We start from the raw sequence: 16687 nt of genomic DNA on the forward strand, positions 1-16687 counted from the left end.
CCTTTCTGAAACGTTAGCGATATTCTCTGGGGATTGCAGAATCAATGAATAACGGATTGCAATCCACTTTTACGATATCGCCTGTGTGCAAACTGCCATCGTTTCTCACAATGGCACAATACATACCCACACGTCCCAAAATTTCATATTTCCCCTGATACAAATACTGTTTTTTACCGATACTTCTGAAATCAGTGTACATATAACGAAGCACGTCAATCAAACGGTATGCATCATTTTGTTTCGTGGTAAAGAATCCGTCTTTATAGCCGATTCCGATGACAGCAGTATTGATGTCTTCTTTTGCTTTGTAGGTATTTCCGTAAGCAACATTATCCCCTTTTTTCAAGGAATTTTCATCCAATACACGCACTTCCAGATAAGCAATCCGATTTAATTTTACGGGTGCTTTCATAGGAAGACGTCCTAAAAAAGCGGAGCCGATACGAACTGCATTACGTTTTTTGTTAGGATACAACAAAGCACCGCAGGAGTTTGCGCTATGAATGATAAGTTTTTGGAAAAGTTCAGGATTTTTCGCTTGTACCTTTTCCAAAATGGCATCAAATCGTTCGTCCTGAGCTTTGGTGATTTGGTATTTGGATTCGAAGGAACAGGAGTAATGGGTGAAAACGCCTGTAATATTTACAGTTTTTCCGTGTTCTTCGAAAGCGGATAAAATGTCTGTTTCCTTACGGTATGAGAAACCGAATCTACCAAAACCTGTATCTACCTTGATATGAACATTAGGAGCAATTTCCACTTCTTTGGATACTTTTGCAATCAGCTCCAGATGAGCATTTGCTCCCACCGTTAAGGTAACACCAAGTTCCAACAATCTCTTTAAAATACCAGCATTATTTTCGGGAGTTAACAGTAAAACAGTGGCATCTGTGAAGCGTTCATCACTTTTTAACGTGATGGCTTCCTGTGCTTCCGATACTGCAAAGTGAGTAATCCCTTGTTCCATTAAAAAATTCGCGTAAGACAGCAACGACAGACCGTAGCCGTCTCCTTTTACCACTGCAAAAATGGTATTCCCCTGACAAAATGCTTTGATATTTTGAACATTTTCCGCCAATTTTTTGGTTTCTATAATCATTCTTTTCATTTTTCTATCCCCTATTATGACATACACTATTACATTTGTATCGGTTGGCACCGCATCCGGCACACTTGTCCTGACAGTTTGGAGTAGTAAGCGCTTCTTTGGCGGTTAAAAGTTCCCGTTGGAAGAATTCTTTGGTCACACCACAGAAAGTGACATCCCAGGGAAGAACTTCGTCTAAAGAGCGTTCTCTCTCACTGTAAAATTTCATATCCACACCAGTATTTTCGAATGCTTTCTGCCAGGTTTCATAGGAGAAATATTCGTTCCAACCATCCAGCTTACAGCCAAGCTTATGGGCTTCTAAAATAACCTTACCCAAACGGCGGTCGCCACGGGCAAATACAGCTTCCAACACGGAAGTTTCTGCATCGTGCCAGTTTAAGCGGATATTTTTGGAACGCAAGTTTTCCTTTAACAAGTTCTGCTTATGCAAAATGGTTTCAAAAGAATCCTGAGGTGCCCACTGAAAGGGTGTGTGAGGCTTTGGAACAAAGGTGGATACCGAAACGGTAATACCGAAACGTTTGCCACGTTTTTCCTTGGGAACACTGTAATAAATGGATTCGATTTTTTTCACCAATTCACAGATGCCCAAAACGTCCTCATCTGTTTCAAAGGGAAGCCCGATCATAAAATAAAGCTTCACGGTGGACCATCCGTTTTCGTATGCAAACTGCATGGTGTTTAAAATGGTTTCTTCGGAAATATTTTTATTGATAATGTCTCTCATTCTCTGAGTTCCCGCTTCGGGAGCAAAGGTAAGAGAACTTTTTCGCACTTCGGATAAGCTTTCCAGCGCTTCTTCGTGGAAATTGTCAATACGAAGAGATGGGAGCGCTAAGTTAATCATATTTTCTTTGGTGAAAGTATTGAGTTGTCCTTTTAAATCTTTTAACTGCAAATAGTCACTGGTGGATAAAGAAGAAAGAGAAATTTCTTCATAACCTGTGTTACAAAAAGATAGCTGAGCAATTTGAGACAACTTGTTCGCATCTTTTTCCCGTTTGGGACGGTAGATGTAACCCGCCTGACAGAATCGGCATCCTCTCATACATCCACGCATTACTTCTAAGGTAATTCTATCGTGCACCGCTTCCACAAAAGGAACCACTAGTTTGGTGGGGAAAATTGCATCCGACAGATTTTCAATCACCGTTTTTTCCACGGTTTTGGAAATGGATTTCACGGTTCCGTCTTCATTGTAGGTAACCTCCACCAAAGATGGCACATAAACGCCCTGAAGTTCGGACAGTTCTTTTAAAATGTCTGCTTTGGATGTGCCGTTTTTCTTGCCATTTAACACAATGTCAGACACTTTTACAATCACGTCTTCCCCTTCGCCAATCATAAAGAAATCAATAAAATCAGCTAAAGGTTCAGGGTTAAATGCACAGGGACCACCTGCACAAACCAAGGGATAAGTATCGTCTCTATCCTTTGCCAGAAGCGGAATCTGAGCCAAAGACAGCATAGATAAAATGGAGGAATAAGAAAGTTCATACTGTAAGGTAAACCCAATTATATCGTGGTCTTTTAAGGGCATTTTACTTTCCAGAGAATACAGCGGAATTTCCTTTTCACGAAGTTTATCTTCCATATCTTGCGCCACCATAAAGGAACGCTCCGCCCAAATATCGTCCCGACGGTTTAAGATATCATATAAAATTTTGATACCCAGATGAGACATCCCGATTTCATATAAATCAGGAAAACAGAAGGTAAAATGCAGATCGGTTTTATCCCAATCTTTTACCACACTGTTAAATTCTCCGCCGGCATAGCGGGCAGGTTTTTCCACCTCGCATAAGATTTCGTCCAGACGACTTTGTAAGTTTACTGTAGCCATTTATAAATCCCCTTGTAAGATATGGTTTTCTTGGATAAATTCTTTCATTTTGTTAAGAGCAATGGTAGCGATTTTTTCGTAACGCTCCTGCTTGGATTTGATTCGTTCGTTTAATTTCGGCAGAATGCCGAAGTTCATATTCATCGGTTGGAAATTACTGATGGTTTCATCGGTAATATAAGCTAACAATGAGCCCAGTGCAGTTTCTTTCGGGAAAACAATCGGCTCTTCTTCGTGAATGTATAAGAACGCGTTGATTCCTGCCAAAAAGCCGGATGCCATAGATTCCACATACCCCTCCACACCGGTCATCTGACCTGCTAAAAACAGATTGGGATGCCGTTTTAACTGATTGGTGGGTAATAGATTTTTGGGAGCATTGATATATGTATTTCGGTGCATCACACCATAGCGCAGAAATTCTGCATGTTCTAACCCCGGAATCATAGAGAACACTCTTTTTTGCTCAGGGAAAGTCAGATTGGTCTGAAAACCAACCAGATTATACATAGTATCCTCCGCATTTTCCTGGCGAAGCTGCACCACCGCATGATATTCCTTTCCTGTTACAGGGTCAGGCAATCCTACAGGTTTCATAGGACCAAACAGCAGGGTTTTCTCCCCACGTTTTGCCATCACTTCAATGGGCATACATCCTTCAAACACTTTAATTTTCTTTTCTTCTTCCAGGTGCAAAGGAGCTAATTTGGCATTCACCAGTTCCTGATAAAATGCATCGTACTGTTCTTTGGTGAAAGGACAGTTGATATAATCGTCAGTACCTTTCCCGTAACGTGCCATTTTGTAACAAACAGACATATCAATGCTGTCTTTTGCAACAACCGGTGCCGCCGCATCAAAAAAGTACAGACTTTCTTCTCCCAGAAGATTGGCAATTTCTTTTGCCAACGGTTCCGAAGTTAACGGTCCTGTTGCTAAAATGCAAACGCCATCAGGAATCTTGGTAATTTCTTCGGAAACCACTTCAATATTGGGATGATTTTTAATCACATCGGTAATATAGCGGGAAAACTTGTCACGATCCACTGCCAATGCGTCCCCAGCAGGAACACGGGATAACTCTGCACTTTTCATACAAAGTGAACCAAGCAAGCGAAGCTCTTCTTTTAAGAGTCCGCAGGCATTAGAAATTCTGTTGCCTTTCAGCGAATTGGAGCAGACAAGTTCCGCCAAATCGTCACTGCGATGGGCAGGTGATTTTTTGTGAGGCTTCATTTCGTAAAGCTTCACCTTTCCGCCTAATTTGGCAATGGCATAAGCTGCTTCCACGCCTGCTAAGCCACCGCCCACAATATGAATGGTCTGATTCATAATTTATTCCTTTTCAGATTTTTTCTGAGTGGTTTTCTTGGTAGTTGTTTTGGTTGTTTTTTTCGCAGATTTGGTTGTTTTGGTTGTTTTTTCGGTTTTCGCCTTCGGCTTGGGTGCACTCAGTTCGCAAGCTTCATTGGAGCAATATTCCTTACCGCCACGCTGATATTTCTTCACAATCATGTAGCTACCGCATTTTTCGCAGGTTTTACCGGTGGGTTTATCCCAGGAAGCAAAATCACATTCGGGATATTTTTCGCAACCGTAGAAAATTTTGCCCGTACGGGATTTTCTTTCCAAAAGCTTATTGCCGCATTTGGGACAGGGAATATTTTCAATTTCTTTAATCAAAGGCTTGGTGGTTTTACAGTCAGGATAGTTGGGACAAGCTAAGAACTTGCCGAATTTTCCGCTTTTAATGACCATATTTGCACCGCATTTATCACACAGCACATCGGTTACTTCCGGTGTTTTTTCCACGGTTTCGTCAGCTTCAGACAGTTCTTGCTGAAAATCTTTGTAGAAAGCTCCCAACACGTCTTTCCAATATTTACCGGATTCAATGCCGTCTAATTCTTCTTCCATAGTAGCGGTGAATTTTTCATCCACGATGTTGGCAAAGCTTTTCTTCATCACATCGGTTACCAAGGTTCCCAAAGAAGTGGGTTTTAATGCTTTACCTTCTTTTTCAATATACTCACGACTTAATACGGTAAAAATGGTGGGGGCATAGGTAGACGGACGTCCGATCCCCTTTTCTTCTAACGCTTTGATTAAACTTGCTTCCGTATAACGGGCAGGCGGTGTGGTAAAATTCTGTTTATCTTTCAATTTGGATAAGGCTAAAGTGTCCCCTTCGCTGACAGGCGGAATTTTCACCTTATCGTCTTCTTCCTCATCGGGTGCCAAATAGAATTTCATACAGCCATCAAAAGTCATGCTCTGCGCAGAAGAACGGAAATTATACACTGCGCTTTTGCCGTTCGCTTCCACTTCCACAGTAATAACATCAAACAACGCAGGTTTTAACTGAGAAGATAAGAAGCGATTCCAGATGAGTTTATAGAGTTTATATTGATCGTTAGTTAAAGAACCTTTGATCTGATCGGGTTCCAAATCAATATAGGTGGGACGGATTGCTTCGTGCGCATCTTGGGTGTTGGCACCTTTTTTCTTGTACACATTGGGTTTATCGGGATAATATTCTTTTCCGATGTTTTGTAACGTGTATTCTTTTGCCGCTACAACAGCATCCTGAGATACTCGTAAGCTATCGGTTCTCATATAGGTAATCAAACCAAGAAGACCTTTTCCTGCCACTTCCACCCCTTCGTATAAGGTCTGTGCCACAGACATGGTTTTGCGGGAGGTGAAGTTTAATTTTCTGGATGCATCCTGCTGGAGGGTACTGGTGCTGTACGGCGGAAATGCCTGCCGCTTTTTCACGGTTTTCTTCACACTTTTTACAGTAATATCAGCAGATTTTAATTCGTTTGCCACGGCGGATGCCACATCGGCAGTTTTGATTTCAAATTTTTTGCCATTTTTACCATACAAACGGGAAACCAATTTTTTCTTGTCTTCGGTTAAGAATTCAGCGTCCATTGTCCAGTATTCTTCCGGAACAAAACGGTTGATTTCCTCCTCACGGTCACAAATCATACGGACGGTAACAGACTGAACACGCCCTGCAGACAAACCTTTTCTGATTTTCTTCCAAAGGAACGGGCTTAATTTGTAACCAACAATTCTATCTAAAACACGGCGTGCCTGCTGCGCATCCACTAAATCCAAGTCAATCGCACGGGGAGATTTCATCGCTTCGGTAACTGCAGTTTTGGTAATTTCATTAAAGGTTACACGGCACGGTTTGGTTTCGTCAATATTTAATAAATTGGCAATATGCCAGCTGATTGCTTCTCCTTCGCGGTCAGGGTCAGTTGCCAAATAAACATAGTCGGCTTCTTTTGCAAGCTGACTGAGTTTTTTCACCAAATCCTTACGTTCAGGCATAATCTGATATTTGGGAGTAAAATTATTTTCAATATCCACCCCCATGGTTTTCTTGGGCAAATCTCTCAAATGCCCCATGGAGGCAATCACCTCATATTCGCCGCCAAGGTATTTTTCAATGGTTTTTGCCTTGGCAGGGGATTCTACAATGATTAAGTTATGTGCCATGTAATATATTCTCCTTTTTTTGTTTCTAAAGCTTTAATGCATAGGAATTGCCGGGTACCATGTAGACAATATCGTTGAGCATCAGCAAAGTCAAAATGCCGTTTACCTTGCCTGCGGGCATACCGGTTCTTCTCACAATTTCATCAATATATTTCGGTTTGTCGGATAGTTCTGCCACAACCTGCTTTTCTTCGTCGGTAAGATTTTTGAGAGCTTCTAAATATTTTTCGTGAGGAACTGTGTGTTTCTTTGCTTCCTGATATAAATATTCAGGGAACCGATCCACATAACGCTCCACAATATCAGAAGGACAAATTGCCATCAAGGCAAATTCCTTAAGTAGCTGATTGGTTCCGCGGCTGTTTTCCGCATAGATATTATTGGGAATGGCAAATACATCCTTCCCCTGATTGTTTGCGTGATCTGCCGTGTATAAAGAACCGCTGTCCAGATCCCCTTCTACAACCAAAGTTCCCATAGAAAGCGCACTGATAATACGATTTCTTTGGGGAAACGAATATTTGGTTGCCTTGGTGCCGGGCGGATATTCACTCAGAACAGCACCATAATCCACAATATAGCCGTAAAGCTCGGTGTTTACCTTAGGATAAATAATATCCACACCTGTTCCTAATACCGCAACGGTGGGTTTGCCTGCTTTTAAGGCTCCCAGATGTGCCTGAGCATCACAACCGTCTGCCATACCGCTGATGACTAGCAGCCCGCTTTTCGCCAGATCTTTGGCAAAATCAAATGCGGTACGTCTGCCGTACTCTGTTAAGGAACGGGTTCCTACAATTGCAAATGCAGGAATTTTATCATAATCAAAATGCTTGCCTTTTTCATAAAGCACCATAGGCGGTGCATAAATCACAGAAAGACAATCCGGATAATCTTCGTCTCCAAAGCAATACACAGAAATTCTCTTTTCCCGGCAAGCTTCAATCACCGAACGAGCATACTCCAGATTTTTATTATAAAGCATTGATTTCTGCTTTTTGTTTAAGAAAGTAATTTTTTCAATTTCGTCTGCAGTCAGATCAAACACTGCCCTGGGAGAACCAAAATGAGTCACCAACTGCTTGGTACACTGGTTTCCGTAGCCGAGCATCTGATTGAGCCAAATGGCATAGGGTGCCTGTTCAGATATTTTTATCATAGAGAGAATAATCTCCTTTTTTTAGAATTTGCGATTTATTAATCTTCTGTTTTGGTAGGTTCTTCTGCTTCTTTTGCGTCTTTCTCTTTTTTGTTTTTTTTGCAAACAGGTTCCACGGTAAAAGTTGCAGGTTTTCTGAAATAATACACCAGCATTACTACACCAAGCACCGCAGTTACCAATCCCACAATCTGAGAAATACGGAACGGCCCTGCATACAAACTGTCCATACGCAATCCTTCAATAAAGAATCTACCGATACCGTACCAGGTGAGATACAAAAAGAAAATCTGACCATGATGTTTTTTATATTTATGAAACGCGCCTAACAGCACAGCACCTACAAGATTCCATACCGATTCATACAAAAAGGTGGGATGTGCACCAATATTTGCTGCCATAAATTCTGCATTGGTGATTGCTCCGGATCTTAACAGTTCTCCCTTTATGGATTCACTGCTCATGGCAAACAATGACCTGGTGGCAGAACCGAAGGCTTCCTCGTTCACAAAATTTCCCCATCTGCCGATTGCTTGCCCCACAACCAGCCCGAAAGCACCCATATCAAATAACTGCAATACAGATAACTTTTTCACGCGGGCATATATGTAGGTGGAAACCACCGCGCCGATTACGGCGCCGTAAATGGCAATACCACCTTCCCAAATCCGAAACATAGAACCGATATCTCCCTGAAAAAGAGAATAGTTAAAGATCACATAATATGCTCTTGCCCCGATAATGGCGCTGGGAAGTCCCCAAAGCAACACATCATATAAATAATCGGTGTTCAGTTTTTCCCGTTTGGCAAAATGAACAGCATAAAGAAATCCTAAAATCACCCCGGTTAAGATAATCAGTGCATACCAATGCACAGAAACAGAACCGATAGCAAATGCAACCTTATTCAAACAAAATGATAAACCAAGATTTGGGAACGATACTGTACTCATCGTGTATTTTCTCCTTTATTGTAATCAGATTCCGTGCTATTTTGAAACAGGATACATTTTAGAAACCACGTAATGTTCGTTAAAGATTTCCTTCATCCTAAAAAGCAAACTTTCTTCCGTAATGGTAGGATAAACTTCCAGAAAGTCAAAAGCGCCGATACCGTAAAAATAGTTGGAAGAAAAGCTGTTGGCAACCGATTCCAAAGAATCATATGCACGAATTTGTCGTCCCATGGCCGCTTTTTTATAACGGTCTACATCTGCCTTTAAAAAGCCTTCCTGTTTCGCTTTTTCAATGCCTTTTAATATGACTTCACAGGTAGCATCAATATCAGTTGCTTCCCCGTTTAATAAGGTTGCATAATAATGGTCTCCGCTGATACAATCAAAGCCAAACGTATCGTTAATCAGGCCTTTTTTATAGAGCTCATTATATAACGGAGCAGACTGGGAAAAGAGCATTTTTAAAATTAAACCTGTTTCCATATTTTTTTTCAGAAGTTCTTTCCCGAGAAGCCCCACATGATTTTCTTTAAAGCCTAAAATAAAGCTGGGTTTTGACACGCTCATTTCTTTGCTGATTTCTTTTTTGTGAACACTGTCAGGTTCTAAATAAGCGGTTCGCTCCACTAAGAACGGGGTTTCTCTTTTCTGCACATTTTTATCCACCAGTTTTGCAACATCATCCAAATTCACATCTCCTGCCACAAAGAGCACCATATTTTCGGGATGATAGAAGGTGTTATAAATCTGATAGAGTAAGTCTTTATCAATTTTTGCAATGGATTCCACGGTACCTGCAATATCATTTCTTACAGGATTATTGTGATAAAGCGCTTCTAACGCGTTGTTAAACAGTCTCCATTCGGGATCATCATCATACATTTTGATTTCCTGAGCGATAATCCCCTGCTCTTTTGCCACGTTTTCCACAGTAAAATAGGGGTCATTCACATAGGAGAGCAGAATATCCAAATTTTCGTTAAAATGGTCACTGCAGGAAAACAGATACCCTGTCATATCGTGAGAAGTAAATGCATTGGCGTTACCGCCGGTTTTGGAGAATAAGTCAAAAGCGTTTCCGCCACCGGGCAATTCAAAGAGCTTATGCTCTAAAAAGTGAGCAATCCCCATCGGGTCATTGACCAATTTTCCTCCCACCGTATAAGAGGTATCAATGGAACCGTATTTTACGGAATAAATAGCATATTTTTTGGAAAATCCTGTTTTGGGAAGCACGAATACATCAAGACCGCTTTCGTGTGTACCAAAATACAGAGTTTCGCCTAATCTTTCTTCGGTTTGTTTCTGAAATTGCAATCTGATTCCTCCCCTCTTACGACAGATAATATTCAGTCTGCAAAGTGATATTCTTAGCTACTCTTACCAGATCTTCTTTGGTAAGTGCTTCGATTTTTTTGATATATTCTTCGGGAGAGAGTACTCTTCCCGCTAAGATACCGGTCATATAAAAATCTGCAATATGATGCTGATTGTCGGCAGTTTGTTTTAAAATGCCCACAATGAATTTCTTGGAGAAGGCAATTTCTTCTTCTGTGATTTCGCCTTTTTTGCAAAGCTCCAACTGTTCTAAAATAGCATCATGTGCTTTTTTAAAGTTCTCTTTATCGGTGCCGATTCCAACCTGCATGGTGCCTTTTAACCGATTCAATCGGGAATACACATAATAGCAAAGAGACATTTTTTCACGCACGTTCATAAAGAGTTTGGAATGAGGGCCTGAACCGAACACGCTGTTTAACAAATTTAATGCATAATAATCTTCGTCTTCGGAAGAAACACCCGTGGAAAATCCCAAAGCAAATTTTCCCTGCACCAAGTTTTCATTTTCTTCCACTTTTTTTGGTAAAGGAAGGTTTTTATGATAAATTTTATTAATGGGCAACGGTTTTCTTTTTTCTTCCAGCAAAGCAGAAAAAGTATCCATAAAACGATTTTCATCCAAATTCCCTGAAATGAAAATCATAAGCGGTGCAATTTTTAAGATTTCCAGGTAGCTGTTGTATAGATCTTTGGCAGAAATGTTAGCTAAATCAGACACCTTGCCGTATTCATATAAGGCATAGCTGTCACCCTCAAACATTTCTTCTATCAGGCGAAGGGTGGTATATTCCCGTTTATCGTTGATAATGCCGTTGATATAATCAGTTAAATTTTCTTTTTCTCTGGCTACAAATTCTTCGGAAAAACCGCCGTTTTTCACCAAAGGATTGGTCAGCATTTCTTTCATAAATGTCAAAGAATTTTCCAGTTGCTCGCTATCGGAATATTCGGGACGCAAAAATTCAAAGACAAAGCTTAACATATGCATATCGCCACGTTTTGCCACACGGCACTCAAACACGCCGCCGTATAATTCCTGCAAACGCTTGTTTACTGACAGCATATCAGGATAGTTTTTGCTGCCCAGCTTCAAAAGAAACGGGAACAAGGCATTTTTCGTAACACTTTCTGCGGTAAGCTCAGTAAAGAAATTAAAACTTACGGAAAAAGTTTTAAATTTATCGGCAGGTAAGATAAAAATATCTGCGTTTTTTGAAATCTTTTTCATAGATCCGATTGTTTCAATCATCGGTATTCCTCCTCGATGCTGATATAGGGAATGGCATTTAAACTACTGTCGGAAAACAGTTCTTTTTCGTATTTAAAATAAGCAAAACTTCCAATCATTGCAGCGTTGTCACCACAAAGGGAAATGTGAGGACAAACGGTTTTTAACCCCATTTTTTCTCCACGGGCAAAAAATTCTTTTCGAAGGAAAGAATTGGCACTGACACCGCCTGCCAAACAAACGGTTTTGATTCCTTTTTCTTTTGCCAGTTTAAAGAAGGGATCCAAAAGCATTTTGGTTACTGTTTTGGAGAAAGAAGCTGCCACATCGTTCTTGGTGATGCCGCCCTCACGCGCTTTTAAGCCAAGTCCCGAAAAGCCTTCTTCTGTTAAAAATTCATCGTCGGCATACTCGGTCACAGGCTTTGTCAAGATTTTTTTAATATAACAATTTACTGCGGTTTTTATACCGCTGAAGGAAAAATCGTCGGTATCTCCAAGCTTAGGTTTGGTAAAAGTGATTTTATCGGGATTGCCGTTTTGTGCCATTTTATCCACCCGAACACCTCCGGGATAAGGGAGTCCCAACACTCGTGCCACCTTATCAAAGGCTTCGCCAATGGCATCGTCACGGGTTTTGGCTAGAATTTCAAAGGATAAATAATCCTTCACGTGCACAATCTGAGTATGTCCACCGGATACCACCAAACATAAAAAAGGCGGTTTCAAATCTTTATCTTCGATGTAATTAGCGGCAATATGCCCTTTAATGTGATGCACAGAAATTAAAGGTAACTTTCTGCCATAGCTTAATGCTTTAGCATAAGAAACACCGGTTAATAATGCACCTACCAAGCCAGGACAGGAAGTCACGGCGATAGCATCCAAATCATCAAAAGTATTGCCGGAGGTTTCGAGTGCTTCGTCCACCACTTTGTCGATAATTTCGATGTGTTTTCGAGATGCAATCTCAGGAACAACTCCGCCAAATTTGGCATGCATATCTGCCTGAGAAAAGATAATATTGGATAATATGGTTCTGCCGTCTTGGACAACTGCTGCTGCAGTTTCGTCGCAAGAGGTTTCAATCGCAAGTATTTTTGCCATAAACGGTTCCTCGTGTTTTAAAAATGCAACGTCATTAAAATGGCGTCTTCTCTTCGTTCGTAATATTTTTTGCGTCTGCCCACTTCCAGAAAACCCATTTTCTGATAAAGGGCTCTGGCACCCTCATTGGATTCTCTTACCTCTAAAGTGAGGAAGGTGAGCTGATGTTCTTTTCCGTAAGAAATCAAATGTTCTAAAAGCAATTTGGCATATCCTTTTCTGCGGGATTCGGGCAACACGGCAATGTTATTGATATTGCCTTCTCCGAAACTTTCCCACATTCCCACATAGCCGATCACTTTTCCGTCATCTGCCACGCAGAAATAAACGGCATTTTCGTTGGTTAAATCTTTTTGGAAAGATTCTAAACTCCAGGGAGTGGAGAAACAAGCTTTTTCCACTTCATAAACTCCCTGCACATTTTGGGGAGTTAAGGCGGTTACCGTAATCACAGAGAAAACACCTTCCCTCCGCTGGATTTCTTTAAGCGGTTCATCACCGATAATCCAACGCCTTCTTCTTTCACAGCAGGAATATAAATGGTTTGGTAGCCGTCCAGATCAGCTTGTTTTAACAATCGGAAAATCCGTTGTGCCATTTGATTTAAATCGGTTTTGGTACCCAAACACATTTTATTTTTAGAAAAACCGTCATATTCCTCGGAGAATAAAAACAGACATTCCCTATCTTCTAACTTGGTTTCAAAATGAGAAATAATAGCTTCCATTTCCCCATATACCAAAAACACTTCTGCCTTGGGAGAATAGTGGGTATATTTCATACCCGGAGAAGCAGGTTTATCCACCTTTGTTCCCGCCACTAAAGACGGGTGCAATCTGGTTTCCGGGATCACCGCCTGCAGCATTTCCAAAGTAATGCTGCCGGGTCTTAAAATCACAGGAACCTCGCCGGTCACATCCAGTACGGTGGATTCAATCCCAAACTCACAGTCATCACCTTGCACAATCCCTGCCACACGACCGTTTAAATCACGGTACACATCCGAAAAAGTAGTGGCAGAAACGGTACCCGAAATGTTGGCGGAGGGAGCAGCAATGGGAGTGCCCGCTTTGGTAATCAACTCCTGCGCCACAGGATGTTTTGGGAAGCGTACGCCCACAGTGGGTAGCCCCGCTGAAACTACATCAGGAACACAGTCTGCTTTTTTTAACACCAAGGTAATAGGTCCCGGCATAAAATGTTTCGCAACCATTTTTGCCATTTGGTTAAAATCGGAAGAAACAGCCTCTATCATAGCAAGAGAAGAAACATGCACAATCAAAGGATTATCTGCAGGACGATTCTTTGCTTTGAAAATCTTTTGCACCGCATCAGCGTTTAGCGCATTTGCACCTAACCCGTAAACTGTTTCGGTGGGAAACACTACGGTTTCACCTTTTTTAATGAACTCTGCCGCCTTGTCCAGACAATCTGTTTGCACAACGATTGTGTCCATGGTTTTCCTTCTCCTTCCCTAAAAATTTTTTCTGTATATAATAGTATAGTCGTTCAATATACTATTGTATCACATTTTTTCAAAATGTCCATAGAAAATGCACATATTTTTTAATTTTTTTCATATTGTGTGTTAACAGGACAAGAAATCGTCCAAAAACTTATCGAAAAATAAAAAATGCAAAAAAGGAGCAAACAAAGTGAAAAGAACAAAATCACATACCAAAGAAGTCCCCAAACGGAAAAGCGGATGTTTTTTATTTTTGATATTACTGACAATTTCCTTGTTATTCTTGTTGGGAAATCCTAATTTTAAGAAAAACCTGGATTATTTTTTAAGAGGGGAAGCCAATCTGGGGGCGTTTTTCTCTGATATGCAGGTATCGTACCAGACCCATCTCACCTACCCTGATTTTTCCATGCCCATTGCAGGAAATATCACCTCTCCTTTTGGAGAAAGAATCAATCCCCTGACAAATCAACCGGAACAGCATACAGGAATTGATATTGATATTTCTTCGGATAATCAAGTAAAAGCCGCTGCCTCGGGAACAGTTCTCAAAATCGGTGTAGATGAACGGTTCGGAAATTATATCATCCTATCTCACGATGGGAATTTTTCCACCTGTTATGCCCATCTGGAAAGCGTCTCGGTAACAGAAGGAATGAAAATTACAAAAAAATCGCCCATTGGAATTGCAGGCGAAAGTGGAACCGTTACGGGTCCCCACCTTCATTTTGAGATTAGAAAAGGTGAAAAACGAATGAATCCTGCATTGTTTTTACCCAAATGATGAAACATATTCGTATCAATCCGCTATTCTTTTTGGTCGTTGCACTTTCTTGGATATCAAAAAACATTGTGATGTTTCTCGTCACCTATTCAGCGCTTTTCATTCATGAAGCAATCCATTTATGGTTTCTCTGCAAAAAACGGATTCCTGTTCGGGAAATCACCTTGGAACCCTTTGGGATTTCTATCCAAACTGATCGCAAAATACCTGAAAATATCATAGTTTATCTATCTGCTCCCATCGGAAATCTTTTGATTGCTTTTTGTTTTATTCTAAGCTATATTTGGCTTCGCACACCACTATATCCTCAATGGATTCTGGCAAATCTGAGTTTGGGATTTGTCAATTTACTGCCCGTTCTTCCTTTGGACGGTGGCAGAGCCCTCCTGTTATATCTGGAAAAACACTTCGGGAAAACCAATGCAAAAAAGCGAATGTATCAAATCAGTATGATTCTCATTCTTCCCTTGATATTGGGAATTATGGTGTTATTTTTCATAACAGATAAAAGCTCCGGAATAATTATCATCCTTGTGTTTCTTTGTTATTTGCTCCTGTCAGGAAATCGAATTTTGGAATACAAAAAGCTCCATACAAATGCCTTTCGTACAAATAAGGCATCCTTTCGGGATGCGATAGTGGTGGAACATTTAGGCGTCCCGTGGGATTATCCCGCTAAAAAATTGATCAAGCAATTTCGTGGAGAGAAATATTTTGTAGTCAATGTATTTCGTAACGGAATTCTTTTAAAAACTGTTACCGAAACACAAATTTTAAACCGTATTTTACTAAGTGAAAAAAATCTAACGATATCAGAATGTTAAAAGGAGCCATGGCAATTGAAAAATCGCTATGGCTCCCTTTTCCTTTTTTTCGCTACGATATTGCAATCAACAACTCTGTTCCTACAATCAATTCAGAGCTTTCCATTTGATTGAGCTTCTTAATTTCATAAACTGTTTTTCTCACATCATCGTTAGTTCCGTAAGTCTCGGCAATATCCCACAAGGTATCCTCCGGGCTTACAATATGGGAAACATATTCTTTTTGCACATCGCTGGCAGAGGCTGCAATGCTCAGGGCAGCTACAATTGCAAAAAGAGCTGCAACCAGAACAAAAAACAAACATCTTTTTCCTTTCTTGGTCAATTTCATCTATTTCTCCTCCTAAAAGCAAACATTTGTTTTCTTTTGTAGGCACATTGTAACACAAACATTTGTTCTTGTCAATACTTTTTTTGAAATTTTTACAAACAAATGTTTGACAAATGTAAAATTATGTGTTATACTGTAGAGGAAGTTCAAGAAAAAACCACATAAATGCTCAAAATGATAGCAACTTTTTCATATAGAAAATTAAAATTTCAGAAAGGAGTATCTTCGATGGATGTTGAATTAACAAAAAAGCAAAAGCTGATTTTGGATTTTATCAATGATTTTCAGGAAAAAAACGGATTCCCCCCCACAGTTCGTGATATCTGTATCGGTGTGGGACTGCGGTCCACCGCAACGGTATTTACACACTTGAAAAATTTAGAGGAAAAAGGCGTGTTAAATAAAAGTTCTGCCAAGAATCGTGCAATTTCCGTTGTGAAAGACGCCACCACTACGGAATTTGTGCCGAAAGCTTCCGAAAAACCCGAAATTTTAGAAGTTCCCTTAATTGGGAAGGTTGCAGCAGGCAGCCCGATTTTAGCAGTAGAAAATATTGAGCGAACCTTCCCTCTCCCCGTGGATATGGCAACCAACCAGGATATGTTTATGCTTCGCGTTCAAGGGGAAAGTATGATAAATGCCGGAATTTTAAACGGCGATTTCATTATTGTTGCCCGTCAGCCTACCGCTGAAAACGGTGAAAAAGTGGTTGCAATGATCAATGATGAAGTTACCGTAAAAACCTTCTATAAGGAAAACGGATTTTTCCGTCTGCAACCTGAAAATGATACCATGGAACCCATTATCACCACGCAGTTGACGATTTTGGGTAAAGTGGTTGGCCTGTTCAGAAATTATTAACGAATACGAAACAAAAAGAGCATATCATCTGATATGCTCTTTTTCTTATCATAAATAAATAAATATCCCCCCGTGTAACGGGGGGTTTTTCATTTTCGGGCATAGCCCTAATATTACTGGCAACGCACAAGTGCGTTTTTTATTGGCCTGCCAGCCATGCAA

At 40.5% G+C, this 16687-nt stretch carries 15 protein-coding genes; 3 read left to right on the forward strand and 12 right to left on the reverse strand.

All coding sequences use genetic code 11. The features are described 5' to 3' along the window. Positions 1–13 precede the first annotated feature (13 nt). Genes alr through E7413_05520 form a run of 11 tightly spaced genes read right to left on the reverse strand, consistent with a single transcriptional unit; the run spans position 14 to position 13716 of the window. Positions 14–1111: an alanine racemase gene (gene alr, locus E7413_05470; GenBank protein ID MBE7019306.1), complete on the reverse strand. Its 1098-nt coding sequence runs from the start codon at positions 1109–1111 to the stop codon at positions 14–16. Positions 1112–1115: 4 nt separating this feature from the next. After that, complete coding sequence (locus E7413_05475; GenBank protein ID MBE7019307.1) at positions 1116–2957, reverse strand: TIGR03960 family B12-binding radical SAM protein; 1842 nt, start codon at positions 2955–2957, stop codon at positions 1116–1118. Then, complete coding sequence (locus tag E7413_05480) at positions 2958–4289, reverse strand: methylenetetrahydrofolate--tRNA-(uracil(54)-C(5))-methyltransferase (FADH(2)-oxidizing) TrmFO (protein MBE7019308.1); 1332 nt, start codon at positions 4287–4289, stop codon at positions 2958–2960. It lies immediately after the preceding gene. A gap of 3 nt (positions 4290–4292) precedes the next feature. Continuing rightward, entirely contained in the window at positions 4293–6470 is a 2178-nt protein-coding gene (gene topA / locus E7413_05485; GenBank protein MBE7019309.1) for a type I DNA topoisomerase, read from the reverse strand. 25 nt (positions 6471–6495) lie between these two features. Next, on the reverse strand, positions 6496–7629 hold the full coding sequence (dprA, locus tag E7413_05490) for a DNA-protecting protein DprA (protein ID MBE7019310.1): 1134 nt from the start codon (positions 7627–7629) through the stop codon (positions 6496–6498). A 38-nt stretch (positions 7630–7667) separates the two neighbouring features. Then, positions 7668–8582, reverse strand: a complete 915-nt coding sequence (locus E7413_05495; GenBank protein ID MBE7019311.1) for a prolipoprotein diacylglyceryl transferase — start codon at positions 8580–8582, stop codon at positions 7668–7670. A gap of 36 nt (positions 8583–8618) precedes the next feature. Next, the gene (locus E7413_05500; protein ID MBE7019312.1) at positions 8619–9902 is read right to left on the reverse strand and encodes an insulinase family protein; all 1284 of its coding nucleotides are present in this window, start codon (positions 9900–9902) and stop codon (positions 8619–8621) included. 16 nt (positions 9903–9918) lie between these two features. Beyond that, entirely contained in the window at positions 9919–11175 is a 1257-nt protein-coding gene (locus E7413_05505; GenBank protein ID MBE7019313.1) for an insulinase family protein, read from the reverse strand. Continuing rightward, positions 11172–12260, reverse strand: coding sequence for a tRNA (adenosine(37)-N6)-threonylcarbamoyltransferase complex transferase subunit TsaD (gene tsaD / locus E7413_05510; protein ID MBE7019314.1), 1089 nt, complete (start codon positions 12258–12260; stop codon positions 11172–11174). Before tsaD ends, E7413_05505 begins: the two co-directional genes overlap by 4 nt. A gap of 17 nt (positions 12261–12277) precedes the next feature. Continuing rightward, positions 12278–12712 carry a ribosomal-protein-alanine N-acetyltransferase gene (gene rimI, locus E7413_05515; GenBank protein MBE7019315.1) on the reverse strand — a complete coding sequence of 145 codons (435 nt, stop codon included), beginning with the start codon at positions 12710–12712 and terminating at the stop codon, positions 12278–12280. Next, entirely contained in the window at positions 12709–13716 is a 1008-nt protein-coding gene (locus E7413_05520) for a threonylcarbamoyl-AMP synthase (GenBank protein ID MBE7019316.1), read from the reverse strand. Before E7413_05520 ends, rimI begins: the two co-directional genes overlap by 4 nt. A 199-nt stretch (positions 13717–13915) precedes the next feature. Between E7413_05520 and E7413_05525 the strand changes: the two genes are divergently transcribed. Both E7413_05525 and E7413_05530 read left to right on the forward strand, forming a co-directional pair. Further along, positions 13916–14509: a M23 family metallopeptidase gene (locus E7413_05525; GenBank protein MBE7019317.1), complete on the forward strand. Its 594-nt coding sequence runs from the start codon at positions 13916–13918 to the stop codon at positions 14507–14509. Continuing rightward, a complete protein-coding gene (locus tag E7413_05530; GenBank protein MBE7019318.1) occupies positions 14506–15333 on the forward strand; it encodes a hypothetical protein in 828 nt (275 codons plus the stop codon). The genes E7413_05525 and E7413_05530 overlap by 4 nt, the downstream gene beginning before the upstream one ends. Before the next feature lie 52 nt (positions 15334–15385). Here the strand turns inward: E7413_05530 and E7413_05535 are convergent, their stop codons facing one another. After that, on the reverse strand, positions 15386–15664 hold the full coding sequence (locus E7413_05535; GenBank protein ID MBE7019319.1) for a LysM peptidoglycan-binding domain-containing protein: 279 nt from the start codon (positions 15662–15664) through the stop codon (positions 15386–15388). A 174-nt stretch (positions 15665–15838) separates the two neighbouring features. Between E7413_05535 and lexA the strand changes: the two genes are divergently transcribed. Further along, a complete protein-coding gene (lexA, locus tag E7413_05540) occupies positions 15839–16525 on the forward strand; it encodes a transcriptional repressor LexA (GenBank protein ID MBE7019320.1) in 687 nt (228 codons plus the stop codon). Positions 16526–16687 lie beyond the last annotated feature (162 nt).

This window comes from Oscillospiraceae bacterium (assembly GCA_015068645.1).
Classification (GTDB): domain Bacteria; phylum Bacillota; class Clostridia; order UMGS1840; family UMGS1840; genus SIG452.

Coding starts and splice junctions, on each gene's coding strand:
- alr (MBE7019306.1), bottom strand. CDS start 1,111: ATGAAAAGAATGATTATAGAAACCAAAAAATTGGCGGAAAATGTTCAA.
- E7413_05475 (MBE7019307.1), bottom strand. CDS start 2,957: ATGGCTACAGTAAACTTACAAAGTCGTCTGGACGAAATCTTATGCGAG.
- E7413_05480 (MBE7019308.1), bottom strand. CDS start 4,289: ATGAATCAGACCATTCATATTGTGGGCGGTGGCTTAGCAGGCGTGGAA.
- topA (MBE7019309.1), bottom strand. CDS start 6,470: ATGGCACATAACTTAATCATTGTAGAATCCCCTGCCAAGGCAAAAACC.
- dprA (MBE7019310.1), bottom strand. CDS start 7,629: ATGATAAAAATATCTGAACAGGCACCCTATGCCATTTGGCTCAATCAG.
- E7413_05495 (MBE7019311.1), bottom strand. CDS start 8,582: ATGAGTACAGTATCGTTCCCAAATCTTGGTTTATCATTTTGTTTGAAT.
- E7413_05505 (MBE7019313.1), bottom strand. CDS start 11,175: ATGATTGAAACAATCGGATCTATGAAAAAGATTTCAAAAAACGCAGAT.
- tsaD (MBE7019314.1), bottom strand. CDS start 12,260: ATGGCAAAAATACTTGCGATTGAAACCTCTTGCGACGAAACTGCAGCA.
- E7413_05520 (MBE7019316.1), bottom strand. CDS start 13,716: ATGGACACAATCGTTGTGCAAACAGATTGTCTGGACAAGGCGGCAGAG.
- E7413_05530 (MBE7019318.1), top strand. CDS start 14,506: ATGATGAAACATATTCGTATCAATCCGCTATTCTTTTTGGTCGTTGCA.
- E7413_05535 (MBE7019319.1), bottom strand. CDS start 15,664: ATGAAATTGACCAAGAAAGGAAAAAGATGTTTGTTTTTTGTTCTGGTT.
- lexA (MBE7019320.1), top strand. CDS start 15,839: ATGATAGCAACTTTTTCATATAGAAAATTAAAATTTCAGAAAGGAGTA.